Source organism: Ensifer sp. M14 (genome assembly GCF_003355565.1).
In the GTDB taxonomy this organism is placed as follows: domain Bacteria; phylum Pseudomonadota; class Alphaproteobacteria; order Rhizobiales; family Rhizobiaceae; genus Ensifer.
In genome coordinates, this window is sequence record NZ_QJNR01000006.1 from 1 (window position 1) to 22,360 (window position 22,360).

General features: G+C 61.1%; 21 protein-coding genes and 2 pseudogenes. 10 read left to right on the top strand and 13 right to left on the bottom strand.

Going from position 1 to position 22,360, the window contains the following annotated elements; genetic code table 11:
* Positions 1–35 precede the first annotated feature (35 nt).
* Positions 36–236: pseudogene (locus BLJAPNOD_RS36060) on the top strand (hypothetical protein); the annotation flags it as partial.
* 410 nt (positions 237–646) lie between these two features.
* Here the strand turns inward: BLJAPNOD_RS36060 and BLJAPNOD_RS21375 are convergent.
* Positions 647–1,159, bottom strand: a complete 513-nt coding sequence (locus BLJAPNOD_RS21375; RefSeq protein ID WP_115421418.1) for a hypothetical protein — start codon at positions 1,157–1,159, stop codon at positions 647–649.
* Between the two features lie 641 nt (positions 1,160–1,800).
* Between BLJAPNOD_RS21375 and BLJAPNOD_RS21380 the strand changes: the two are divergent.
* From BLJAPNOD_RS21380 to BLJAPNOD_RS21390, 3 genes and pseudogenes are all read left to right on the top strand, one after another.
* A pseudogene (locus BLJAPNOD_RS21380) lies at positions 1,801–2,073 on the top strand (transposase); the annotation flags it as partial.
* 188 nt (positions 2,074–2,261) lie between these two features.
* Positions 2,262–2,612 carry an MbcA/ParS/Xre antitoxin family protein gene (locus BLJAPNOD_RS21385; RefSeq protein ID WP_115421419.1) on the top strand — a complete coding sequence of 117 codons (351 nt, stop codon included), beginning with the start codon at positions 2,262–2,264 and terminating at the stop codon, positions 2,610–2,612.
* Positions 2,613–2,618: 6 nt separating this feature from the next.
* A complete protein-coding gene (locus tag BLJAPNOD_RS21390; protein ID WP_115421420.1) occupies positions 2,619–3,119 on the top strand; it encodes an RES family NAD+ phosphorylase in 501 nt (166 codons plus the stop codon).
* A gap of 658 nt (positions 3,120–3,777) precedes the next feature.
* On the opposite strand, the gene BLJAPNOD_RS21400 is transcribed toward BLJAPNOD_RS21390, so the two are convergent.
* From BLJAPNOD_RS21400 to BLJAPNOD_RS21415, 4 genes are all read right to left on the bottom strand, one after another.
* Positions 3,778–4,764 carry an ABC transporter permease gene (locus BLJAPNOD_RS21400; RefSeq protein WP_115421421.1) on the bottom strand — a complete coding sequence of 329 codons (987 nt, stop codon included), beginning with the start codon at positions 4,762–4,764 and terminating at the stop codon, positions 3,778–3,780.
* Positions 4,761–5,741: an ABC transporter permease gene (locus BLJAPNOD_RS21405; protein ID WP_115421422.1), complete on the bottom strand. Its 981-nt coding sequence runs from the start codon at positions 5,739–5,741 to the stop codon at positions 4,761–4,763. The genes BLJAPNOD_RS21400 and BLJAPNOD_RS21405 overlap by 4 nt, the downstream gene beginning before the upstream one ends.
* Positions 5,738–7,279, bottom strand: coding sequence for a sugar ABC transporter ATP-binding protein (locus tag BLJAPNOD_RS21410; protein WP_115421423.1), 1,542 nt, complete (start codon positions 7,277–7,279; stop codon positions 5,738–5,740). Before BLJAPNOD_RS21410 ends, BLJAPNOD_RS21405 begins: the two co-directional genes overlap by 4 nt.
* Positions 7,280–7,352: 73 nt before the next feature.
* Positions 7,353–8,477 carry a sugar ABC transporter substrate-binding protein gene (locus BLJAPNOD_RS21415; protein WP_115421473.1) on the bottom strand — a complete coding sequence of 375 codons (1,125 nt, stop codon included), beginning with the start codon at positions 8,475–8,477 and terminating at the stop codon, positions 7,353–7,355.
* A gap of 350 nt (positions 8,478–8,827) precedes the next feature.
* Here BLJAPNOD_RS21415 and BLJAPNOD_RS21420 point away from each other — a divergent pair, with 350 nt between their 5' ends.
* The 5 genes from BLJAPNOD_RS21420 (at position 8,828) to BLJAPNOD_RS21435 (ending at position 12,353) form a co-directional block, all read left to right on the top strand.
* Positions 8,828–9,739, top strand: a complete 912-nt coding sequence (locus tag BLJAPNOD_RS21420) for an SMP-30/gluconolactonase/LRE family protein (RefSeq protein WP_115421424.1) — start codon at positions 8,828–8,830, stop codon at positions 9,737–9,739.
* Positions 9,740–9,754: 15 nt separating this feature from the next.
* A complete protein-coding gene (locus BLJAPNOD_RS21425) occupies positions 9,755–9,979 on the top strand; it encodes a tautomerase family protein (RefSeq protein ID WP_115421425.1) in 225 nt (74 codons plus the stop codon).
* Entirely contained in the window at positions 9,976–11,031 is a 1,056-nt protein-coding gene (locus BLJAPNOD_RS21430) for a LacI family DNA-binding transcriptional regulator (protein ID WP_244611034.1), read from the top strand. The genes BLJAPNOD_RS21425 and BLJAPNOD_RS21430 overlap by 4 nt, the downstream gene beginning before the upstream one ends.
* A 199-nt stretch (positions 11,032–11,230) precedes the next feature.
* Positions 11,231–11,353 carry a hypothetical protein gene (locus BLJAPNOD_RS36395; protein ID WP_256372332.1) on the top strand — a complete coding sequence of 41 codons (123 nt, stop codon included), beginning with the start codon at positions 11,231–11,233 and terminating at the stop codon, positions 11,351–11,353.
* A 754-nt stretch (positions 11,354–12,107) separates the two neighbouring features.
* Entirely contained in the window at positions 12,108–12,353 is a 246-nt protein-coding gene (locus BLJAPNOD_RS21435) for a helix-turn-helix domain-containing protein (RefSeq protein ID WP_077505245.1), read from the top strand.
* 171 nt (positions 12,354–12,524) lie between these two features.
* Here BLJAPNOD_RS21435 and BLJAPNOD_RS21440 read toward each other — a convergent pair whose 3' ends face one another.
* Positions 12,525–13,394: a LysR family transcriptional regulator gene (locus BLJAPNOD_RS21440; protein WP_115421426.1), complete on the bottom strand. Its 870-nt coding sequence runs from the start codon at positions 13,392–13,394 to the stop codon at positions 12,525–12,527.
* A gap of 93 nt (positions 13,395–13,487) precedes the next feature.
* Here BLJAPNOD_RS21440 and BLJAPNOD_RS21445 point away from each other — a divergent pair, with 93 nt between their 5' ends.
* Positions 13,488–13,901, top strand: a complete 414-nt coding sequence (locus tag BLJAPNOD_RS21445) for a VOC family protein (protein WP_077505228.1) — start codon at positions 13,488–13,490, stop codon at positions 13,899–13,901.
* A 189-nt stretch (positions 13,902–14,090) separates the two neighbouring features.
* Here the strand turns inward: BLJAPNOD_RS21445 and BLJAPNOD_RS21450 are convergent, their stop codons facing one another.
* The 7 genes from BLJAPNOD_RS21450 to BLJAPNOD_RS21485 all read right to left on the bottom strand — a co-directional run bounded on the left by BLJAPNOD_RS21450 (position 14,091) and on the right by BLJAPNOD_RS21485 (position 22,067).
* A complete protein-coding gene (locus tag BLJAPNOD_RS21450) occupies positions 14,091–14,930 on the bottom strand; it encodes a phosphotransferase (RefSeq protein ID WP_158556146.1) in 840 nt (279 codons plus the stop codon).
* A 179-nt stretch (positions 14,931–15,109) separates the two neighbouring features.
* Positions 15,110–17,800 carry a TonB-dependent receptor gene (locus tag BLJAPNOD_RS21455; protein WP_115421428.1) on the bottom strand — a complete coding sequence of 897 codons (2,691 nt, stop codon included), beginning with the start codon at positions 17,798–17,800 and terminating at the stop codon, positions 15,110–15,112.
* A 128-nt stretch (positions 17,801–17,928) separates the two neighbouring features.
* Positions 17,929–18,912, bottom strand: a complete 984-nt coding sequence (locus tag BLJAPNOD_RS21460) for a FecR domain-containing protein (protein ID WP_115421429.1) — start codon at positions 18,910–18,912, stop codon at positions 17,929–17,931.
* Positions 18,913–18,999: 87 nt separating this feature from the next.
* Positions 19,000–19,515 carry a sigma-70 family RNA polymerase sigma factor gene (locus BLJAPNOD_RS21465; protein WP_244611035.1) on the bottom strand — a complete coding sequence of 172 codons (516 nt, stop codon included), beginning with the start codon at positions 19,513–19,515 and terminating at the stop codon, positions 19,000–19,002.
* 279 nt (positions 19,516–19,794) lie between these two features.
* Entirely contained in the window at positions 19,795–20,529 is a 735-nt protein-coding gene (locus BLJAPNOD_RS21470) for a 2OG-Fe(II) oxygenase (RefSeq protein ID WP_077505241.1), read from the bottom strand.
* Positions 20,530–20,757: 228 nt separating this feature from the next.
* Positions 20,758–21,405, bottom strand: coding sequence for a DNA oxidative demethylase AlkB (alkB, locus tag BLJAPNOD_RS21480; protein WP_077505218.1), 648 nt, complete (start codon positions 21,403–21,405; stop codon positions 20,758–20,760).
* Positions 21,402–22,067, bottom strand: coding sequence for a hypothetical protein (locus tag BLJAPNOD_RS21485; protein ID WP_115421431.1), 666 nt, complete (start codon positions 22,065–22,067; stop codon positions 21,402–21,404). Before BLJAPNOD_RS21485 ends, alkB begins: the two co-directional genes overlap by 4 nt.
* Positions 22,068–22,360: the final 293 nt, after the last annotated feature.

Genomic DNA, 22,360 nt, shown 5'->3' on the forward strand with positions numbered 1-22,360 from the left:
CATAAGAATCTCATCCAGATTGTCGCCGCCGTCTCATCCTGATCGTCGCGCTATATACTGCGCTATTCATCACCGATCCCGTAACGCTCGACGATGTTCGCGCCACCGATGACATTGATCTCATCGTTGATCTGACAGGCCAAGCGGCATGGGCACACCTCCAGGAAGAGCTTCGACAGCGCGGTTTTATAGAGGCGGCTGACGAGGAGGTGATATGCCGGATGCGTCTTGGACGACCTTCTTCACCGCCCCCGCATGAATTGTAGCATGCCAAAAGCCGCGGCGTGACGGCAGGAAGTGGCTAATCCTTAGAACATGCTTTGCGACGAGCCAGCTTTGACGGCGGATCGTTGCGGGCACGCACGAATGGCAAAGACGAGCGCGGGGTCGGCTACTTCAAGAAGAACGCAATCGCCGGTCGTCGCTTCGATAGCTGGGCCGCGCTGGAAGCGCACTTGGATCGCTAGACACCTGAAGTTGCCGACCAGCGCGACCACGGCACCACCGGCGTCAAACCGGCGGAACTGAGGTTGCCCTCCAAGGGATCAGGCAAATTGAGCATCAAGAACCTCCCGTGAATTTGCCGGCGCTCGGTTCCCTTCGCAGTCCCTGGCCGCCGGCGCCGGGCGACTGCAGAAGCCCCGGTTTAATTTAAGGCAAATTCGCGATCAGACAAACTGTTCCACGCCTTTCGCAACACCAGTCCGCCCGCTGAGTAATCAGCGTCGACGGTCCACGGCCGCAGTGCGCGGGACAAAAGGTTGTCGGCTGTATTCTGCGCGAAGTCGAAGGTTTCGAGGAACACAGATTCCATTGCGAGCGCCATCGGCGTGGGAAGCTCCAGCGCAAGAACGCCAAATCCACCTGTCGTTGCCGCACCGTCGGGTAATCCGGAGTAAAGCTCGCCGATCTTTCCGAACCGAACATGCTCGCCCAATCTCGTTTGTATCGGCCGCGAGGTAAATCCGACATAGGTCGGAACGTATTTGTTTTCGTGGAATGAAGACTTCAACCAAAGGGAGTATATCCCGGGCCCGTCCAACCGCAGGCGGGGTATATTCTGCGGGACTGTCTGCAGATCGCCCTGAAGCAAATAGGATCTCGCACCGACGTAACCCCATACATATTGGATGACTTGCGCATAGTTCTCGGCATACATCGGAACGCTCCATGAGTTAAACAAATTCAATTATTACAAAATGTTAGGCGAAGTGATGCCAGCGCATTGCCGAATGGCTTTGCGTAGCTCGATGGCATCCCAACGGGTCCGGTATTGCGCTCAAAGACAACCCGGCAACGATGGCGCCCATAAATTGATTTAGCAATACAATTTACAAGTTATAATTGTTTTTTGAGTTTGTGACGCGCCAAAACAGAACGTTACGAACTGAACCACTTTGACGGGCTCGCAATGCCGCCGAGGGTGGCGTCGATCCCAACCGACAGGACAATGGGTTTAAGGATGTCGGCGCCAATTTTTGGAGGCTTTAAAACTGCTGAACTGAACAATTCTTAACGAGCTTACCAGGCGCCGGCAGCAACGCCGCCAGAGCCCGTTCGCGCGCGGCTTGACCGGTTAAAAGCCTCGTCTCGGAGGATCAGCATGAGCGACGGCCAACGGCCGGGATCCGGGAAGCCTAGGCCCGGCAAGCCGCTCCGGTTGGTCGAGGGGTCGCAAAGGAGCGACCGCCGGTACCCGCGCCCTCACCTCACCTGCCTGCCCTGACCAGCGACCGCGCAATGTCGATGATGGGTGTTGTCACATAAATCTGCTGTCAGTGAGTGGGGCGTAGAGATGGTGACCGGTTGTCGTTCATGCGGTTTCTCGGGCTCGGCCTTTCCGACAAGGTTCCGGATGCCAAGACGATCTGGCTGTTTCGTGAAAGCTTGGTGCGGGCCGGTGCCATCGACAATCTGTTCGCCCGTTTCGACAAGCATCTCTCGCGATCGGGCTATCTGGCCAAGGGTGGTCAGATCGTTGATGCAACGATCATCCAGGCTCCCAGGCAGCACAACAGCCAGGACGAGAAAGACGCGCTCAAGGCTGGCGAGATCCCGGGCGAGTGGAAGGACGACGTGGCCGGGATCGCGAGCAGCGCGGTTAAGCGCAAGCGTCAGCGGTCCGCCCGATCTGCGAGCGGACGTTTCTTTCCTTCCAGTCCCCTATTTGGCCTTCCATTCCCTTATTTTGATTGAATGCCGAACATATTGACGCTATATTGCGTCATAATAATTGGCACTCAAGAATGGAAGCAAATGTGATGGGACTTGCCCAATATGCTGACGGCGGACTTTTCTCGCCGCGCAAGATTGCCGACGCCTTTCGCACGACCAGCGAGGAAATCGCCCGCACGGCGGGCCTCGGGAAAGATGCTATCCAGCGCAAGGACCGCATCCGTTCGGACAGGACGCAGCGGCGCCTGCGCGAGATGACCGAAGTCGTCAACAAGGTGGAGCCGCGTTTCGGCTCGGCACTGATGGCCTACGCCTGGTATCGCTCCGAACCGCTGCCCGGCTTTTCCGGCCAGACGGCGATGCAATTGGTCCGCGAAGGCCGCGCCGACGATGTGCTCGACTATATCGATGCGGTCGATGCGGGCGTTCACGCATAGTCGCCCATGCTCCATTATCAGGGAAAACTATACAGGGCGCTGAACCCGATCTATGCGCGCGAACCGTTGTCAGGTCGTGGCGCTGAGCTTTATGGCGGTCGGTTCAACCCGAAGGGCATGCCTGCGCTCTATACATCGTTGTCGATCATGACAGCGCTGCGGGAAGCCAATCGGGTCGGCAACCTGCAGCCGACGACGCTCGTCTCCTACGATGCGGACATAGAGCGCGTTTTCGACAGCCGGGATGATGCCGCTCTGCGGGCGGAGGGCATGGATGCGGCGATGTTCGCCGATACGACATGGCGCGATCAGATGAAAGCGAACGGGGAAGCAGAAACGCAAGCCTTCGCCCGAAGGCTCGCTGCGGCCGGCTATCATGGATTGCTGGTCACAAGCTTCGCTCCCGGTGCGACCAGCGACGATCTCAACCTTGTTCTGTGGAAATGGAGCGATGCGGCTCCCTGCCGTCTCACCTTGAACGACGACGAAGATCGCCTGTCACGGTAGCGACGGGAGGAGGCAGTCGGTCATTAACGACACAAGTCATGACCTCCACCAGAGGTGGAGGTTTGAAACGCTGCGCTTGAACCGCTAGAATCGGTTTTGTTATAAGTTAGTAGCTACGGTTAAAGAGGTCGGCAAAGTCGGAAGCTTTGTCGGCCTTTCCTTGATTACGGATATACCGTCTGACGACCTGCTCATCATAGCGAGCCGCGGGAGTTGTCACGTTATCGAGCGTTGAGCGGTCTTTGTCGCAGGCAGCCTGCTATCAAGCAGCCGCGCCGGTGACGGCCTTCCAGTGCGCGATTGCGCGGAGGCGATGAATATGGTTCGCCCGCTCCGGCAGCGCCTCCATGCTTCTGCGGCCTTCACAGTTGCTCTTTCAACAGGTACCCGTCCTCGCGCGTGTGAATCGTTTGCGGCACGCCCCACGAGGACAGGTCGCCGAGGGTAGATCCTCCCGTGACGTTTCTGCCGCGAGCGCTTGGTGGACGGCAGGTCCGTACGATCCGAAATAGAGCGAGGTGAGGACCGGCGAAAGGCTTTGACGGCCCATGTATCATCCAACCCGCGGGGTGGCCTTTCGAGCCCATTGCCGGATCGACTGCCGTCTTGGCGAGAAGCCAGATGGATGCGTGTGGCGCTTCCTCTGTTCTCCGCAAGCTTAACGGCTGGCTGGCGCACGACCATAGAGCAGGAGCATGAGTATGATCATCACGCCGTAGATGATCTGGCGCCCGGCCTCTGGCATCTGCGTGACGGAGAGGATTGACTGCAGGAGTGTGATTAGGATGACGCCGGCGACAGTGCCGAGATAGGATCCCCGGCCGCCTAGGATCGAGGTTCCGCCAAGAACAACAGCCGCTATGGCAGGAAGCAGATAGGCATCGCCCATCGATTGCGAGGCCTTGGAAGCATAGCCTGCCAGCAGGACGCCGCCGAAGGCCGAGAGCCCGCCCGAGGCGGCGAAGGCAATCAACACGATGCGGCGGGTATTGATCCCTGAAAGATAGGCCGCCCGTTCGCGATTGCCTATGCCGTAGACGGCCCGCCCGAAGCCCGACCGGCGCAGCAGGAAGACCATCGCCGTGCCGACCAGCCCCCAGATGAAGACGACATTCGGGATGCCGGGGATCAAGGCGCCGGTGGAGAGATAGCGCATGGCTGCGGTGGCGGAATCCTGCGGCGAGAACCCGCCTGTGTAGACCACCATCACCCCTTGAGCGACGGCATTCGTCGCCAGCGTCACGATCATCGAGGGTATGCGCAGATATGCCACCCCAACGCCGTTGACGAGCCCGATGCCGATCCCGCAAAGGATTCCGAAGGGGATGGCAAGAGCAGTGCCGACCGGACCGTAGGCGGCAGCCGCGCAGGCCATCATGGCGCCCGTTGCAACGGTCCACGGTACGGAAAGGTCGATCTGCCCGAGCAGGATGACAAGCATCATGCCGGTGGCGATGATGCCGAGGAAGGATGCCACCTTCAATTGCTGCAGCAGATATTCCGGTGACAGGAAGCTGCGCGAATAGAAGCTGCCAAGGACAAGCAGCAGCAGGATGCAGCCGAACGCGGTGACCACCGCCGGATCGAGTTTGCGCAGGAAGTTCGGCTTGCGTCCGTTTACGTGCGTCATCGCCGTCTCGCTCACAGGAACCACTCCAATCTGTTGCGCACCCGGAAAAGGGCCAGAGCGCCGAGGCTGATGGCCGCAAGCAGGATCAGCCCTTGGAACAGCGGTTGCCAGAGCGGGTCGAGATCGAAAACGAACAAAAGGTCACCGATCGTGCGGAACGCCAGCGCACCAAAGACGGCACCGATGGCGCTGCCCTTGCCGCCGAACAGCGAAACGCCCCCCAGCACCACTGCGGCAATCGAGAACAGCGTGTAGGCGTTACCGCTGGCGAAAGCCGCGTCACCGGTATACGTGAAAAAAGTGAGAAACAGCCCGCCGAGGGCGGCCACCAGGCCCGAAAGCGTATAGGCAAGCAGCTTGCCGCGCCGGATCGGCATGCCAGACATGTAGGCCGCCGTTTCGGAAGAACCGACGGCATAGGCCGCCCGGCCATAGACCGACCGGCTGAAGGGCACCCATATCAGCACAACCACCGCCGCGAGTGCCGCGAGGCTTGCCGGGACGACTCCGAATATCCGTCCCGTCAGGGCGTCCGCCAGACCCTCGTTAACGGAACCTCCCGGAAAGGGTCGCAGCGACAAGGCGACACCGAAATAGATCGCCCCCGTCGCAATCGTCGCCACGATCGGCTGCAGCCGCCCATATATGACGATGGCTCCATTGATCGCGCCGCACACAGCCCCGACGGCCAGGACGATAACGACGCCGAAGGTCGTTTCGAGCGGCGAGCCCACGACCAACCATGAGGCCAGGCAGTTGGTGAGAAGGAAGATCATGCCGACGGAGAGGTCAATGCCCGCGGTAATCACCACCATGGTTTGGGCCATCGCGACAAAGGCGAGCAGCACCCCCTTGTTGGCAGCCGTCTGAATAACGTTGGCTGTGAAACCAGCCGGATGGTTCGCCGTGTAGATGATGAACATCACCACGAAGATCGCAACCGCAGTCAGCGTGCCCCGGTGCTCGGCCAGTCGATACTGCCAGTCGTTCATTGGGCGGGCTCCTGATGGAGTGGTTCTGCGGACGGGATGTTAAGCGCGCTCGCGATCAGGGCGCGCTCCGTTATCTCAGCCCCCACCAGTTCCCGCTTCACTGCCCCGTCATAAAGCACGAGGACCCGGTCGCAGCAGCCGATGAGCTCGGCATAGTCGGTCGAATAGAACAGGATTGCCGCGCCCGCGTCAGCCAGGCGCCGCAAGAGCAGATAGATCTCCTGCTTGGTTCCAACGTCGATGCCGCGTGTCGGATCGTTGAGGAGGACGATGCGTGGCTGCCGCATCAGCCATTTCGCGATGACGACCTTCTGCTGGTTGCCGCCCGAAAGGGCGCCGACGGGCGCGTCAATGTTCCCCGCCTTGATGGCGAGCAGCGTCATCATCTGATTGATGGCGCTGTCCTCTTTCGCGCTGTCGATGATCCCGCCGCGCGTCAGCCGGTCGAGCGACGCAAGCGAGAGATTGTCGCGCACCGTCATCGGCAGCATCAGCCCCTCGGTCTTACGGTCCTCCGGGATGAGCGCCATGCCGACACCGTGCCGGCGCGCCTGCGTAGGGCTGCTGATGCTGATCGGGCTGCCGTCGACGAGGACCGTGCCGCGCAGCCCGCGCAGGACGCCGAACAGCGCTAGAAGGAGATCACGCTGCCCCTGCCCGTCCAACCCGCCAAGACCGACGATTTCGCCCGAGCGGAGCGAAAACGAAATGTCGTGGAGCCGGTCCGACCAGGACAGATTTCGTGTTTCAAGCACTGGCGCAGTTTGTGCAAGCCGGCCCGGCTTAGGAGGGTAGACGCTGTGATACTCACGGCCGATCATCATCTCGATGACTTCGCCGTCACTCTTGGAGCCCGCCACGTAGCTCGCGACCTTGCTGCCGTTGCGAAACACCGTGCAGTCGTCCGCAAGTTCCGCGATCTCGTTCATTCGATGCGAGATGTAGACAAGCGCCAGCCCTTCCGCACGCAATCGCTTCAGCACTGCAAAAACCTTCGAAACGTCGGCCGCAGTCAGCGCCGATGTCGCCTCGTCGAGGATGAGGATGCGCGGCTTGCGGGCCAGCGCCTTGGCAATCTCGACGATCTGCTTGCGCGACAGCGGCAGATCCTTGACCAGAGCCAGAGGATGGATGTCGACGGCACCGGCGCGCGCCAGCGCCTCCTCTGCCAGGCGCCTCTGGGCCTTGCGGTCGATCATGCCGAACCGCGTCGGCGGATTGGAAATGACGATATTGTCAGCAACGCTGAGTTCTGGGATCAATGACAACTCCTGGAAGACGCAGGCGATCCCGGCGGCGTTGGCGGCAGCCGGCGAAGCGAATTTCACCGGCTGTCCGTCGAGCGTCATCTGGCCCTCGTCCGCAGCCACGACGCCGGCCATGATCTTGATGAGCGTCGACTTTCCGGCGCCGTTTTCGCCGAGTACGGCGTGGATGCCCCCTGCCCTGACCGACAGCGCGGCATTTTCAAGCGCGCGAACCCCACCATAGCGCTTCGATATCCCCTCCATGCAAAAGAGCGGTCCGCCATTTTCCATTGCGCTCTCCGGGAAACCGTTACGGACGACGGGCACCGCACGGCTGGCTGTGCGATGCCCGTTCCTGATCGACCTACTGGTTTTCCTTGCTCTGCTTCATAATCTCCTGGGCGGAGAAATTGATCCCGCAGGTAGGGAAGGAATTACCGACGAAGAAATTGTCGGATTCGGACTGGAAATAATCCTGGCCCTCCTTGAAATTCGGATCTTCGACAATGGCCAACGGCAACTTGATCGACTGCGGCACCACCTGTCCCTCGAGCGCGGCGATCGCCGTCTTGATGGCAACGGCCACCTGTGCGGGTCCGGTTCCAGCCGACGAGCATTTCAGGCCGTCGGCGGCATGTGCTGCGCAGAACTTGCGAAACCCGTTTTCGGTTTCGCCGCCAAATGGCACGAACGGATGTTTGGCGTCGATCATCGCCTGGACGATGCCGGTATCGCCGCCCTGACCGGTAATGCCGTCAAAGGGACCGCTGGTGGCGATCGCATCCGCCGTCACCTTCTGGGCCACCCCGTCATCCCACTTGCCCATGACCTCGACGACCTCGAAGTTCTTGCCCGACGCCTGGAGTTTCTCATGGATCCCATCGTGCCGGTCGGTGTCGACCGAAGTTCCGGCTACACCGCGCACCTCGAGTACCTTGCCGCCATTCGGCAGATGTTTGACGAGCCATTCGCCCCACAGTCCGCCGAGCCCCTTCTGGTCGACGTTCACGTTGATCGCGTCCTCGGTGTCGAGGATGTTGTCGAAGGCAACCAGCACCACGCCGGCTTCCTTCGCCCGCTTGATGACAGGCGCGAATGCCGTCGGGTTCTGGGCGTTGACGACGATGGCGTCATAGCCGGAATCGATGAAGTTGTTGATCGCCGAGATCTGGGCGGGCACGTCCTCACCCGTCGATACGACCTTGAACTCCTTCAGCTTGGCCGCGACGTCGGGCTGAGCGGCATAGGCCTTGGCTGTCTGCACCATCTGGATACGCCAGGTGTTGGCAATGTAGCCGTTCGCAAGAGCGATGCGGTATGGGCCGTCCTTTTTCGGAAACTTGAAGAATTTGGTGTCTGCCGACCAGGGCGCGAAACATTCCGGCTCCGCCGAGGGCCCTGAAACCACTTCCGGCTCTGCGTAGGCGGACGATCCCAACATGAAAAAGGCAGTGGCAGCAACGATGCCGCCAGCGAGTGACTTCACCATCGACATTTCCTCCCATTGGCGCACCACTGATTTTGTTCTCCGGTTCGAGAGGGAACTCCTTCCCCCGGAACGGCACGAACTTCTCTGGCACCGGCACGCTGGATGCCTGCTTTCACCATTGACGAGGCGCTCTGGTCTCCTCCCGAAAACACCGCTGTCTCTTAATTAGGTAGCGCTACCATAGAAAATTGTAAAGTAACATTTGCGGATTACCGAGAACCGAACTTCCCAATTTTCAAGTGAAATTCGGCGACGTCGAGACCGATGCAGGAAGGCTATTCCCTTCCGTGATGATAGCGCTATCATGCGATCAACGGTCAGAGCGCGATCGTTGCCGCATGAGGGTACCCATGGCCGAGGATTTCGAGATCGTAGACCAGCGCTTTGCCAGCCTGGTCAACTACAGCGCCCGAGTGGAACAGCTCTATACGGGGTGTCGCTGGGCCGAAGGGCCGGCCTATTTCGCCGCCGGGCGCTACCTGGTCTGGTCGGATATCCCCAATGACCGGATGCTGCGTTATGACGAAACCGACGGGCATGTGAGCATCTTTCGCCAACCGTCGAACTTCGCGAACGGCAATACCACCGACCGGCATGGCCGTCTGGTGACCTGTGAGCACGGTGGCCGCCGTGTCAGCCGCACCGAACATGACGGGAGCATCACCACCGTCGCCGATCGCTGGAACGGCAAGCGGCTCAACTCGCCGAACGACGTCGTCGTGCGATCAGACGGGTCGATCTGGTTCACCGATCCCGCCTACGGCATCGAGTCCGATTACGAGGGCCACAAGGCCGAAAGCGAAATCGGCGCCTGCCAAGTCTATCGTGTCGACCCGGCGACGGGCGCAGTTGCGGCCGTCATTACTGACATGGTGCGGCCGAATGGCCTCGCCTTTTCGCTTGACGAAAAAAAGCTCTACGTCGTCGACACCGGCCGGACGCATGGGCCCGACCTTCCTGCGCATATGCGCGTCTTCGATGTGAACGAGGCGGCCGCGATATCGGGCGGGAAGGTCTTTGCCGATTGCACGGTAGGCCTCTTTGACGGGTTCCGCCTGGACGACGAAGGGCGGATCTGGACAAGCGCCCGCGACGGCATCCATTGCTACTACCCGGACGGCACCTTGCTCGGCAAAGTGAGAGTGCCGGAAAACACCGCCAATTGCGTGTTCGGCGGGCCTAAGCGAAATATCCTCTACATCTGCGCGACCAGCTCGCTTTATGCCGTTCGGCTGATGGTCAACGGCGCAAAACTCGACTGAGGCAGGAGGCCAACCATGCCGTTCGTGCGGATCACAATCGTGCGCGAGACCCTTGCCGACGATCCTGCGGCCAAGAAGGCGGCAATCAGCAGCCAGGTCATTGCGGCGAATGCCGAGGCAACCGGATTGTCCGAGCGCGAAATCTCCGTCGTCTTCGATGAGGTGGACGCAAGGAACTGGTATGTCGGCCGCACCGATGTCGGGACCCTGCGCTCACGCAGCCAGAAGGAGTCGACGTGAAGGACGACATCACTTCCAAAGACCAGAGCCGGAAGGCAAGCCGACGCGGCAGTGGGAGACCGACCATAGCCGACGTCGCAAAGCTGGCAGGGGTCGCCGCGATTACCGTGTCGCGCGCGCTACGCGATCCCTCGTTGGTTTCGGCCGAACTGCGCGCGGGGATCGATACGGCGGTGGTCCAGCTCGGCTATGCGCCCGACCCCAATGCGCGCGCGCTCGCCTCCTCCCGAGCCGATGTGATCGGTGTTCTCGTGCCGTCACTGACAAACATCGTCTTCGCCGACACGGTGAGAGGCATCTATGACGAGCTCGGCGACGGTCCGTTGCAGATACAGATGGGCAACACCCACTATTCGCCCCGGGAAGAGGAACGGCTGATCCGGATGTTTTTGAGCCAGCGGCCATCGGCGCTGATCGTGTCCGGCATCGACCAGACCGAAACGACCCGCAAACTGCTCGAGAGCGCAGATTGCCCTATCGTGCAGATTATGGAGTATGGCGACGATCCGGTCGACATGCTGGTCGGGTTCTCACACTTCGCTGGCGGCAAGACGGCGACCAACCATCTGATCGAGGCTGGATATCGTCGTATAGGCTTCATCGGCGCGCGAATGGATCCCCGCTCGCAGCGTCGCCTCGCCGGTTACCGCTCGGCTCTGGAGACCGCTCAGCTCTTTGATCCCAAACTGGTAACCACCACGCTGACGCCTTCACGCGTATCGCTCGGCGGGCCGCTCCTGGCCGATGCGCTTGCCAAGGTCGCCGATCTTGACGCGGTCTTCTGCAACAATGATGACCTTGCCATGGGCGTGCTGTTCGAATGCCAGCGGGCGGGCATCGCCGTGCCGCACAGCATGGCAATCTGTGGCTTCAACGATCTCGACATGATGCACATCGCCTATCCGTCGCTCACCAGCGTACGCACGCCGCGCTATGAAATCGGCCGGCGCTCGGTGCAGATGGTGCTGGATCGACTTGCCGGCCGGCCAATTGAATCGCCGATCGTCGACTTGGGCTTCGAGCTTCAGGTTCGCGAAAGTACGGCGCGATGAAACGGCACATTCTCAAGGATCGGCCGCAGCGCACAATCCAGACGATACATTATGCGATCTTCTGTAACGGGCCGGTACATTCTATTTTCAAGCCTGCACTTGAGCACGCAAACGTCGACCTACAGGAGTTGTAAGTTCAATTAGGATTGCCTTGCAGATTGCAAACGTTCTTCCTACTCTGTCGGTAGGAGGACAGTGTATGGCCGAAGTCGCCTCGCCGAAACGCCCGATGAATCATCCTGATCGACTACTCGATTGCGAGGAAGCGATGGGGGCGGCGTTCCAGGTAATCATCAGCGGCGCCGCCGCCCTCGTTCAGTGATCGGGCTTATAGACCCCGCACCTCAGACACGTCAACAGACAATTTCAAAAAACTGACAAGATCGAACAAGTGACTGAAAAAACACAGGAAATTCACCAAGGAGTTATCAACAGGGCGGTGAAGGGCGCATGCGTTCGGCCGAAAAGACGGAGCGTCAGGGATTTGGCTGCAACCGGAGCGAAATCGCCCCCCACTCATACAACGCCAGTGGCATCAGCGCCCGAGACGAACACGCTCGCGGTTGCCAGCGCGCGCGCCGGCGACCGCCGCCAGGGCGCAAATACGACGTGAAATGCGGTAGTGTCTGCAATCTTGGCCGATACTGTTCGATGACAGCGATCCCGGCATGCGTCTGGATACAAGTCACCGGCCAACACGTCATCAACGATTCACATCGCCACGCGCTGAAAGGGTTCGAAGATGACGAAGGGTTCCGACCGACTATTCCGAAAACATGCGCGTCCTCGGGCTATCTCCTAGTAGGGCCAGCAGGCGACGGCACCATCAGCTTTATCGGCGTGGCCGGTGGGCGAGGATCACTGTGCGCAAGGTCGCAAGGTCGCCGCTCCCCAACGACCCTGATGTCGCCAATCGAGGCGACGCCATGGCCGCAGTTGCCAACGGGCCTTGCGCTGCCATCTTTTGGACTTATATTGCACTGCACTCAGCGCCTCCTTTCTGGGCCGAGTTTTCATGGCTGCATGCCGCCTTCACGCGAAGAGCCTCTCTTCGCGCAAAACCGAAGGACCACTTCATGACTGTTTCGATAAACAATTTTGATGCCTCTACCGTGGGCGCTTCGGCCCATGTCGATATCGGCGATGCCGTCAGACGCTCCCGTCAGGCCATCGGCTATAGTGTCGACGACCTTGCGCTTACCTGCGGGCTGACCGACGTCGAAATTACCAACATCGAGGCTGGCGCCGACGCCGATCCGGGCAAGCTTCGGCGGATCGCCGCCGCGCTTCAGTTGCCCGTAACCGCCTTCCTGCTCAGCTAGCGTTTCCGGGCTTGGGCAGGGTCGATCATGACGCATTTCCTACCGACCCACTTCACACTTCTCCCGGACATGTTCTAGGCCCAATGGGCATCGCGTTCACACACGACGCGATGCCCGCTTACAGGCAGTTCCCGTCGCAGAGCCGACGTCCCTTCCCGAAACGACCGTCCCTCAACCGGTAAACCCCTGTGATAAAATCTGCGTCAAGAGGGCCAGCGGCGTTGGCCGGCTTGGCACGCTTTGATGCAGGAAGACGATCCTGCGTTCATAGGCGGCGGCATCGGGCACCTCGGTCAGGTGAAAGCCATTCCGCTGCAGCCCTTGCCAGGCCGGGACCACCGAGTTTCCCATTCCATTGGCAACGAGCATGGCGATGGTTTCCAGAGCGTCCATGTCGCAACGGATGTCCGGATCCAGCCCGGCGTCGGCGAGATATTGCGACGACAATCGTCCGCCCCACGATCCCGGATCGTAGCGGATGAACGGTGCCTGCCGGATCTGCTCGGCAATATCGGCAGGTCCAGCCCCATCCCTGCAGATGAAAACAAGCGGTTCGCGGCGGATGACACGGGCGGTCAACCCTTTGGGCAATGCGAAGGGAGGCTCGACCAGCACGGCGGCATCCAGCTCGCCAGAGAGAAGTTGTTCGTAGAGCTGCGACGACGAACCGGGGCGCAGCATCAACTTCAACCTCGGCGCTTGACGCGAGAGTTCGTCCAGAACCTCGGGGAAGATGCCCGTCAGCGCCGTCGAGATCGCCCCGATCTTCATCTCGGCGGCAAGTCCGCCACCCGCAGCGTCATATCTGAGGTTTTCTGCTTCCCGTATCAGCAAGCGCGCCCGCGGCAACAGCGAGAGACAGGCCTCCGTGGGTTGGGCGGAATGGGCGCCGCGGGCGAGCAAGAGACATCCGAGCGCACGTTCCAGCGATTGAATGCGCTGGCTGACAGCGGCGGGCGTCAACTTCTCGCGCCGCGCAGCCGCTGCAATGGAGCCTGTTTCCACCGTGGCGACAAGGCTTTGCAGGAAACGAATATCCAATGGGATCCCTTATTCTCAGAGAAAGTATTACATAGTTTTTCTTAGCCTCTCAAGGCGATATCCCTGTGTCAACTGGAGACACAGGAGTTACGGATGAAGTCGCTTTTCCATCTTGCCTACCACGTGAAAAATCTCGACGACGCCCGCAGGTTCTACGGCGACGTGCTCGGCTGCGAGGAAGGGCGCAGCACGGACACCTGGGTCGATTTCGATTTCTTCGGGCACCAGCTTTCGCTGCATCTCGGTGAGCCCTTTGCGGTCACGCGGACCGGCAAGGTTGGCAATCATCTCGTGCTGATGCCGCATATGGGCGTGGTGTTGCGTCTTGCGGATTGGTTCGCTCTGGCCGAACGTCTCGAACAAAAGGGCGTCAACTTCGATATTCCGCCGGTGGTGCGTTTCGAAGGCGAGCCCGGCGAACAGCGGACAATGTTTTTCCTCGATCCAAGCGGCAATCCGATCGAGGTCAAGGGGTTTGCCGATTTCGACAGCCTGTTTGCGCGCTGACGCTGGCGCCGGATGTGAAGAAGCGGGTCGCTCTGGCGACACTGCATCGACAATGCCGATGAGCGGAGCTGACATCCGGCTGGCCTGCTGCCGGAAAACGAGACGGTGTCCTTCCGGGATGGCCGCCGAACAGCACACCGCCATCGATATCAAGTGCGGGTGTTCGGCGGCATGGCGCACCGGTCCAGGTTAGCCACGCCGTAGCGCCTCCAGCCCTGCCTTCAGCACGCCGTCATCGTCATGCTTCAGGCCGAAAAGGACGTCCAGCAGCGGGAACGTGCTACGATAGAAGCGGATCCGATCCTGCATGGCGTCTATCCCAGGAAGAGACGGCCGCATGAGCGCGAGCAAATCGTCACCCAGGCCGGCCGAAAGGCTGGCAAGGTCATAGGCCGGATCGCCAATCGCGCATCCCGCAAAGTCGATGACGCCGGATACCTGTCCGTCTTCGACCAGAATGTTTCCCGCGCCGAAGTCACCGTGAATGATCGCCCGGGCGCGCGGATGGCCGTCGCCGACAAGAAACTGCTCGAACCGGCCTCGGATCGCGGCGGCGATGTCGATCGGCAGTAACGGCAGAACCTTTTCATCGACGTCGGCAAGAAGCTCGTGCCATTCCGCTTGGGGGTCCACCGCCGCGTCCGGCTCGCCGAGCGTATCGAGCGGCAGCGTATGCAGCACCCGCAGGAAGCCTGCGAGTGTGTCTGCCAGCTGTTGGCGACGGGTATCATCCATGCCTGCGAGGTCCAGCAGCGGTGTTCCCGGCAATTTCCGGTGCATGGCGACAGTGCCGGAGACAAGCGTGATGACGTTTACGCTTGGGATGGGCAATGGCAGCCTGCCTGCAAGGGCGGCAAGCACCTTCGTTTCCCGCTCGAGATCGAGACATGCGCCGTCGTATCGGGGGATGCGAATGATCAGATCACCGGTGTCAAACACCAGATTGTTCTGTCCGGTATCGATGATCACCGCCGACAGGATTTCCGGGCGCCCGAGGGCGGAGGCGATTTCATCTAGGCTCGGACGCATCGCCTCCCCTTCGAAGTGGCGCGACCAACACGGCAGCATCTGCCTGTTTTCCCGCGTCGGCTGCTTCACGCCGCATAGCAGAAACGGCGCGCCTCGCCAAAGCCGTCGCGCGAACAGCACATGACCGTGCCGGACAAGGTTCGGCACGGCCGCTCTTAAATCGCCCACTCGATGAAAGATCAGAACTCGGCCTTCAACGAAGCGTAGAATGTGCGTCCAGGGCCTGGCTGCTGCACGAGGCTCAAGGGGTCGACATAATAGGCATCGGTGAGGTTCTCGATCCGCAAGGAGGCCGTCAGGCCGTCGTTGATCTTGTATTCGGCGAATGCATCCACCAGCGTATACGGCCTCCAGTCGATCAGCGAGATGAACTGCGAAGCGCCCTGCGCCGTCACGTCGCCATGGCCGATGGCGCGCGACCCCGTGCGCGAGACCCGTCCGCCGACCGTCAGCGCGTCGTCGAGGAAGGTCTGAGACAGCGTCAACGCGACCGTATACTCCGGCGGCACCTGGTTGGTCGCATAGTCGGCATAGAGCGACTTGTTTCCGCACGTCGTGGCCGTGCGGCAAAACTCGACATCGGTGTAGTAGTTGGCGGCGAGTTCAGCGGTAAAGCCGTTGCGCTCGTAGCGCCCCGAGAGTTCGATGCCCTGGAAATGGGCGCCGGCGATGTTATGGATCCGCATTCCGGAGAAGCCCCGCGGATCGGTGTACCATTCGCGCGCGATATAGTGGTCGACGTTCCAGTCGAAGAAGCCGAGCTTCATCATTGCCTGGTCGTCGGCGGCAAAGAGACCCTCGCGGCGCAGGTTCGTGCCCACTTCCCAGTTGCTGGAGCGTTCGGGCCGCAGGTTGGAATTGACGTTCATGGTGAAGGCAGAAACAGCTTCCATGATGCTCGGCGAGCGCAGGGCATTCGAGTAATTCACATAGAACTGCGTGCCTTCGAACGGCTCCACCGTGACGCCGAGCGAAGGGCTGAAGCCGCCGTCATTCAGCGATGTGTCGTAGATGTAATCCAGCCGGGGCTGTTCGGGCGCATTTCTATCCTTGGACCAATAGTGCTGATAGCGCAGCCCGCCGTTGACCGTCAGCCAGTCGGTTGGCTTCCAGGCCGCCTTGGCGAAACCTGCTGCCTCCTCCCGGCTGCCGTCACGAAGGTCGAGCCAGGTCTCGAGCTCCGGCGTAAAGGCGCTCGGCCTGGTGTCCTCGCTCTGGAACGACAGGCCATAGGTCAGGTCGAGCGCGCCATAGTCGGTGGTCAGCGCCGATGTATTGGAAACGTCCGCGCCCCACATGATCGTATCGGATCCGGTGCGGAAATTGGCCGGAAGGCCGAAGTCTTCAGGCCGGGGAAACGGCAGGCCGGTGCGCCGCGGATTGCGCAGCTCCAGCCGTGTCGCCCAAAGATTGGCCTTCAGGTCGATCAGTTCGTTATCATCGGGCTTCCAGCCATAACGCAGCGTGCCGGCGTCGACCTTCGTTCCGACCGTCTGTCCCTGCTGTATGGCCTGGCCGCGGTCCGATGTCAGGCGCGAGGCGAGCAGATCGCCTGCTTCACTGCGGAAACCGTTATAGCCGAACTGCAGGCTGTGACCGTTCTCGAGACGAACCGTGCCTTTGGCAAGAAAGGATTTCGTCTGGAGCTGGGTGTTGAGCACCTCCTCGCCGGCGCGATAGTTGGCGATACCGGCATTGTCGATGTAGTCCTTCCAGATCAGGCCCGGCGGGCAAATGCCGCTTGTATAGCAATAGGGCTGCGGCCCCTTGCTGACAGGTTTGGCTGCCGGGCCGTTGCTGCCGGCGTGATAGTTGCCCTGCCGGCGATAGGCGTAGCCGGCGATGAAGTCGACATTTTCTTCCTGCATCGCACCGACGATGCTCCCCGAACCACTCGTCGGATCGAAGAAGGACGGCCGATCCATGCCATCGCTTTTTGCCGTGGCGACAGGCGGAGCCCAGGTGCCGCCCGGCCATGCATAGCCGGCCGTGGTTCCGGCCGGCGGCGGGCTCGACGTGTTGGTGCCGAAGCCGCCCTTGACCCGCAGACCGAAGGTACGCCCCTCCTTCACGATGTCGCTGGCATTCAGCGTGCGCATCGCCACCGTGCCGGCAATGCCGTTCGAGGCCGCATCGGAGCCCTTGGTGATGTCCACGCCACCCAGAAAATCCGGATCGACGAAGGTGCGGTTGGAGATGCCCTGGTAGCCCTGGTAGACCGTCGCCGCGTTGCTTGCGCCATCGACGGTGACGGCAACGCGGCCCATGCCCTGCATACCGCGGATATTGACGTCGATGGCACCCGCCCCGTTGCGCGCCTCGCCGGACAGGACGCCGGGCGTGCCGCGGAAGATGTCCGCCGGGCTCGAACCGCGGAAGCGATCAATATTTTCCTCGGAGATGAATGCCGTCGGCGCGGCCGTTTCATAGGGCGCATCGGCCGGGTGGATACCCGCGCCGCGAATGGTGATCGGCTCGAGCATCGTTCCGCCGTCGCCTGGGTTGATCGCATGTGCGCCAGCGACGCGACCGGTAATCGCGACGGTACCGCCGTTCAGACTATAGGAAAGGCCGCTTCCCGACAGAAGTTGGGAAAGCGCCTGCGACGGCGAGATCGAACCGCTGACGGCAGGCGCGGGTTTGCCTGCGGTCAGCGACGCGGAATAGGCGAGTTTCAGGCCGGACTGACGCGCGAACGCCGTCAGCGCCGACGTCAGCGATTGTGCCGGAATGTTGAAAGCGACAACGCCGGTGCGCGCAGATGTTGCCTGCTGCGCCGAAACCGGCTTTGCCGCTTGAATTGATCCGACTGCCGTGGCTGCGACCACAAGTGCGTTGAGAAGACTGCTTCGCCCCGATTGACTGGACATATGACCCCTATTCCCATGCTATCGACGAGGGATCAGCGTTCCTGGTGGCAAGACACGTCCCTCATTAGCCGAGACGAGGCGTCGCCCAAAAATCCGCAATGAAGACCGAAAGAAAAATGACGGATCGTCTAAATGGCCGAAATCAAGGTCATGAAGCGCGTCATGCGGGTGACGCGGATCGGCAGTCCCGCTGCGAGTGCCGCGAGCGAAGCGTCGGGTGTACGGAGGTCCAGCACCGCACTGACCTGCCTGGATTTCAAACTGTCGTGGCTGAAGACGATCCAGCCCTGATGGTACCGGCCGAGAGCGGCCACGACTTCACCGAGCCTGCGGTTCTCCGCGACATACATGCCCGACTGCCACGCGAGCGCGACCGCCGGGTCCTCGGTCATTGGCGTACCGATGACGCCGTCGCGATCGATCGAAACACGCTGCCCCTCCGAGAGCGTGAGATCGGCGGGCAAGCCGCTCACCGAGGATCGGACCCGAACGGAATGACTGGTGACGGTGACCGCCAGCGAGCCGCCGGTCGCATTGGCATCGACATCGAATGCCGTTCCGAGCGCCGTCACTTCGGTATTGCCGACCGATACGATGAAGGGCCGCGCTTCTGCCGCAACGTCGAAGAACGCCTGTCCTTCCTTCAAAACCAGCCGTCGCGCCTCTCCATCAAAGTGAACATCCAGCGCCGAAAGAGCATTGAGCATGACGCGCGAGCCATCGGGCAGATTGATCGCGCGTGTTTCTGCCGTCGCAGTCGTATAATCCGAGCTCAGGGTGCGAAGGTAGGGGCGCGAGACGGCCAGCCCGCCGCCTGCAATACCGAGCCCGACGATGCCCGTGAGAAGCCGTCGGCGGGAAAGACCCTCCCTGTTCCTGCCCGGGTAGACGAGACCGGTTTGACCATCCTGGCGCAGATGCGCGGCATCTCTCCAGAGCGCCTCCGCTTCGGCGGCTGCCGCCTCGTGTTCGGCGCTTTGCGCGCGCCACTGGCCATACTCTCGCCGATCCTGACTGGACGCCTCGCCGGAATGAAGGCGCACAATCCAGGCCAATGCCTCGTCCGAAATATCCTTGGCGGGACAGTGCGATGGTGATGGTGTCTGTTTCAATGGAGCCTCAGCTTTGCGGCCGTCATGCGGCTCTATTCTCACAGGCGCTGCGCGGCCCGAAAATCCGCAAAAGGAAATCCGGAAACATCAGAGATAGTCGATTTCGCGCCTCACATCGCGGCAATGCGAGAAGGCGCGCAGGATATGCTTCTCGACCATGCTGATGGAGATGCCGAGTTTTTCGGCTATCTCCCGATGGGAATAGCCTTCCACCTTGTTCATGATGAAGGCCGTTCGGCACGCCTGCGGCAGTTCGTTCATGAGCACCGAAAGCGTGGCGACCTTGTCGCGGAACTCCAGCCTCTGTGAGAAATCCTCGGGCGATGACAGGCTGTCAGCCTGATCGAGTTCGACGCGACGGGACCATTCCCTCTCAAGCTTGATGCGAAAATCAATCGCCGCATTCCGTGCGGCCTTGAACAGGTAGGATCTCGGATGATCGACGGTCCGGCGGTCCACCCGCACCATGCGCAGGTAGGCATTCTGAACCACTTCTTCGCCATCGTCGCGGTTGCCGATCAGCCGCGCCGCATAGCGCACCACCTCTTTGTGATGACGCCTGAACAATGCGCCCAGCCAGTGATTGAGGGAGTTTGCCACCATGCAATCCTCTTCAGAGACCTGCAATACGGTGGCTATGGCCGTGCGTTTTCGGAGGCATACTGCATAACTTCGTGGAGTGCCGACCGGTCGGTCGATTGCCGTGCGTTAATACTTGTCTTTTATAATCAAGTTTAAGCGCACGGCAAGCGTGTTTCTGTGAAAGCATCGCGCACCCGACGCATCGACGTGCGGCGGCACCAATCCGCAGATCTCGAACAGGCCCTCCGCCCAAGAGTGAGGGGTGCTGACCCCACTTTGAATGCGGCGGTGCGAACCACGCTATTTTGCGTCGTGAAAGATGATGCCGGCGGTGTGGCGCAGGCCGGATCGGATACGGCTGACGCCGTGGCGAAGGTTGACGCGGTAGTTGCCTTTCGTGCCCTGCACCGGACGGTTATGAACCGCAAAGGCAACGGCATCGCCCTGGCGAAGGGGAACGACCTCGACCCGGCTTTGCATGCGCGGCCGCTGCTCCGTCAGCACGAATTCGCCGCCGGTAAAATCCTCCCCCGGCTCCGACAGCAGGATCGCCACCTGGATCGGAAAGGCAAGATCGCCGTAGAGATCCTGATGCAGACAATTGAAATCACCGGGGACATATTGCAGCAACAGCGGCGTCGGCCGCGTCTGGCCGGCGTCATGACACTGGCGGAGGAAGTCCGCGTGCTTAGCAGGGTATCGTTCTTCAATTCCCATGCGGCCGTTCCATTGATTGGCGACCTCGGCTAGACGCGGATAGAGTGCGGTGCGAAGACCGCTGAGCAGGTCCGGCAGTGGGTATTTGAAGTAGCGATATTCGCCTTTGCCGAAACCGTGCCGGGCCATGTGGATATGGCTGCGGAAGTGCTGTTCCTGGCTATAAAGCGCTGAAATCCGCCGGCACTCCTCCACGGACAGAAGCTTTTCCAGAACGCCGCAACCAAACCCGTCCAACTCGCTCGAAATCGCCTGCCAATCATAGGCTGCGACGCGTGCTTCCAAAGGATGCTCAGCCGCATCCGAAAGGACCGTCATGGCACGCGGGTTCATGGCGTCACCTCCTTCATGCCGATTGGCGCGGCGTGGCGTCCCACATCCCGGCAGTGTCCATTGATCACGTTCATCCGGCTAACTCCTTTGCTGGCCGGCCCAAGGAGGCGAGCGATCTTGCGCCCTGGCCGGGCTCTGGTTCTTGCATTCAATTCGACGGCGTTTTTCTTCAACAGAAGCATCATCATCCCGGCGGGGCGGGCCTGAGTATCCTCAGAGAGCGCGCCGGAAGGTCAGGTTGATGCGCATTCGCCCCAGGATCTCATGGTCGCCGTCCTTGAGCTCGGTGATCCCGTGATAGAACAGGCGCGACTGCCCGCCCCAGACCACTGCATCGCCGTGGCGCAGAGCGTATTTGCGAATAGGATCAATGCGGTTCGGCCCGCCGAACTGGAACGTGGCGGGAAGACCGAGCGACACCGAGACGATCGGGTGGGCGTAATCGCGCTCATCCTTGTCCTGATGGAGCGAAAGCTTTGCGCCCGGTTCGTACCGATTGATCAGGCAAACATCAGGCCGGAAATCGGCGTAGCCCGCCTCCTTCGCCGCAGCGATGGCAAGGTCGAGAAAGGACGACGGCAGGGCCGGCCAAGGCCTGGCGGTTTCCGGGTCGTGCCTGTCGTAGCGATATCCGCTTCGATCGGTGACCCAACCCGCGGCACCGCAATTGGTCATGGCGACTGACATCGTGTACCCGCCCGGTGTCACCATGTGCCGGAACGGCGCCTGCTCGATGACCGAACGCAGTGCCGGCAGAACCCGATCTTCGAAGGACAGCGCGAAGCCGCGGAGCAAGATCGCTCCTTCGGCCACGGCTTCGCGCGATGGATCGACAACGAGCCTTGTGAAAAGGTCGGTCATGATGGCGATCCGGAGAGAAATTTGGCGATATCGGGATGCAGGACCGGGCGATACCCGGCCCGAAGCGCATTGACGGTAGAGGGTGGCGTCAGCACGCCTTCGGCGACAATGTCTGGTTCCGGCTCGAGATAGCCGGTTTCGGTCCAACGGAAGTAGCGCCCGGAGGCGACCGTAAATGCGGCACCCGCTGCCACCGCCACCGTTCCGTCGGGCAGATCGGCGGCGGGCAGATCGGCGGCGGGCGACGGCAGAGGATGGACGCGTTTCTGTCCGCGAGACTGCCTCTCATCGTGCAGCACCGCATCGAGTTCTCCCGCCGATGGTACCGTCTTTGAGCCGCCGGCCCAGGCGGCCCGGAAGCCAAGGGCCGCCTCGCGCCTGCAGAAGAAGCAGGGACGATGGCCGGCCGCCAGCGCCACGGCCTCATCGAGAAAGAAGAGCTCGGTCCAGCTTCGCCCGGCCATGACATCTCGTCGGCGAACCCCATAGTCGCAGGCGCAGATCAGCCACGCCTTCGACGACCATCGTCGCCTCAACAGGGTCTTCGTCGCGGGGTCGTGGATGATACCTCGATTGCCGGTGAACAGGCCGCGCTGCGCCATGGCGACAATCTCGCCGAATGGTGTCACACGGTTCTGAAGCGGGCGATGATTGGTTTGCATGCCGGAAGAGTTCCCCGGATCGCGTCTGCGTCCGAAAGCGAGACCATGGTGCGGCCGGATCACGCAGAGCGCGACACGATCGCCGTGACGACCGCCGCTCTCACGAGTGGCGGCATCAGGTCAGCTTGAGCGAGAACCAGGAAATGCACCACCCGTTTCCTGCGCGTGGAGGAACGCACGGCCATCCTGGTCGCCGGCATGCACATGGTGCCGGGCAGAAAACGCACCGTAGACGGGGGTCTCAACACGAGCCTTCGACTGCGACTGATCGCCCCAAGCGCGTACACTTCCGG

What these genes read in the sequence shown, in the direction of transcription:
- BLJAPNOD_RS36395 (WP_256372332.1), top strand. Translation starts at nt 11,231, where the DNA reads ATGGCCGAAGTCGCCTCGCCGAAACGCCCGATGAATCATCCTGATCGA.
- BLJAPNOD_RS21435 (WP_077505245.1), top strand. Translation starts at nt 12,108, where the DNA reads ATGACTGTTTCGATAAACAATTTTGATGCCTCTACCGTGGGCGCTTCG.
- BLJAPNOD_RS21385 (WP_115421419.1), top strand. Translation starts at nt 2,262, where the DNA reads ATGGGACTTGCCCAATATGCTGACGGCGGACTTTTCTCGCCGCGCAAG.
- BLJAPNOD_RS21485 (WP_115421431.1), bottom strand. Translation starts at nt 22,067, where the DNA reads ATGCAAACCAATCATCGCCCGCTTCAGAACCGTGTGACACCATTCGGC.
- BLJAPNOD_RS21455 (WP_115421428.1), bottom strand. Translation starts at nt 17,800, where the DNA reads ATGTCCAGTCAATCGGGGCGAAGCAGTCTTCTCAACGCACTTGTGGTC.
- alkB (WP_077505218.1), bottom strand. Translation starts at nt 21,405, where the DNA reads ATGACCGACCTTTTCACAAGGCTCGTTGTCGATCCATCGCGCGAAGCC.
- BLJAPNOD_RS21405 (WP_115421422.1), bottom strand. Translation starts at nt 5,741, where the DNA reads ATGAACGACTGGCAGTATCGACTGGCCGAGCACCGGGGCACGCTGACT.
- BLJAPNOD_RS21465 (WP_244611035.1), bottom strand. Translation starts at nt 19,515, where the DNA reads ATGGTGGCAAACTCCCTCAATCACTGGCTGGGCGCATTGTTCAGGCGT.
- BLJAPNOD_RS21375 (WP_115421418.1), bottom strand. Translation starts at nt 1,159, where the DNA reads ATGTATGCCGAGAACTATGCGCAAGTCATCCAATATGTATGGGGTTAC.
- BLJAPNOD_RS21410 (WP_115421423.1), bottom strand. Translation starts at nt 7,279, where the DNA reads ATGGAAAATGGCGGACCGCTCTTTTGCATGGAGGGGATATCGAAGCGC.
- BLJAPNOD_RS21445 (WP_077505228.1), top strand. Translation starts at nt 13,488, where the DNA reads ATGAAGTCGCTTTTCCATCTTGCCTACCACGTGAAAAATCTCGACGAC.
- BLJAPNOD_RS21420 (WP_115421424.1), top strand. Translation starts at nt 8,828, where the DNA reads ATGGCCGAGGATTTCGAGATCGTAGACCAGCGCTTTGCCAGCCTGGTC.
- BLJAPNOD_RS21470 (WP_077505241.1), bottom strand. Translation starts at nt 20,529, where the DNA reads ATGACGGTCCTTTCGGATGCGGCTGAGCATCCTTTGGAAGCACGCGTC.
- BLJAPNOD_RS21425 (WP_115421425.1), top strand. Translation starts at nt 9,755, where the DNA reads ATGCCGTTCGTGCGGATCACAATCGTGCGCGAGACCCTTGCCGACGAT.
- BLJAPNOD_RS21390 (WP_115421420.1), top strand. Translation starts at nt 2,619, where the DNA reads ATGCTCCATTATCAGGGAAAACTATACAGGGCGCTGAACCCGATCTAT.
- BLJAPNOD_RS21450 (WP_158556146.1), bottom strand. Translation starts at nt 14,930, where the DNA reads ATGCGTCCGAGCCTAGATGAAATCGCCTCCGCCCTCGGGCGCCCGGAA.
- BLJAPNOD_RS21415 (WP_115421473.1), bottom strand. Translation starts at nt 8,477, where the DNA reads ATGGTGAAGTCACTCGCTGGCGGCATCGTTGCTGCCACTGCCTTTTTC.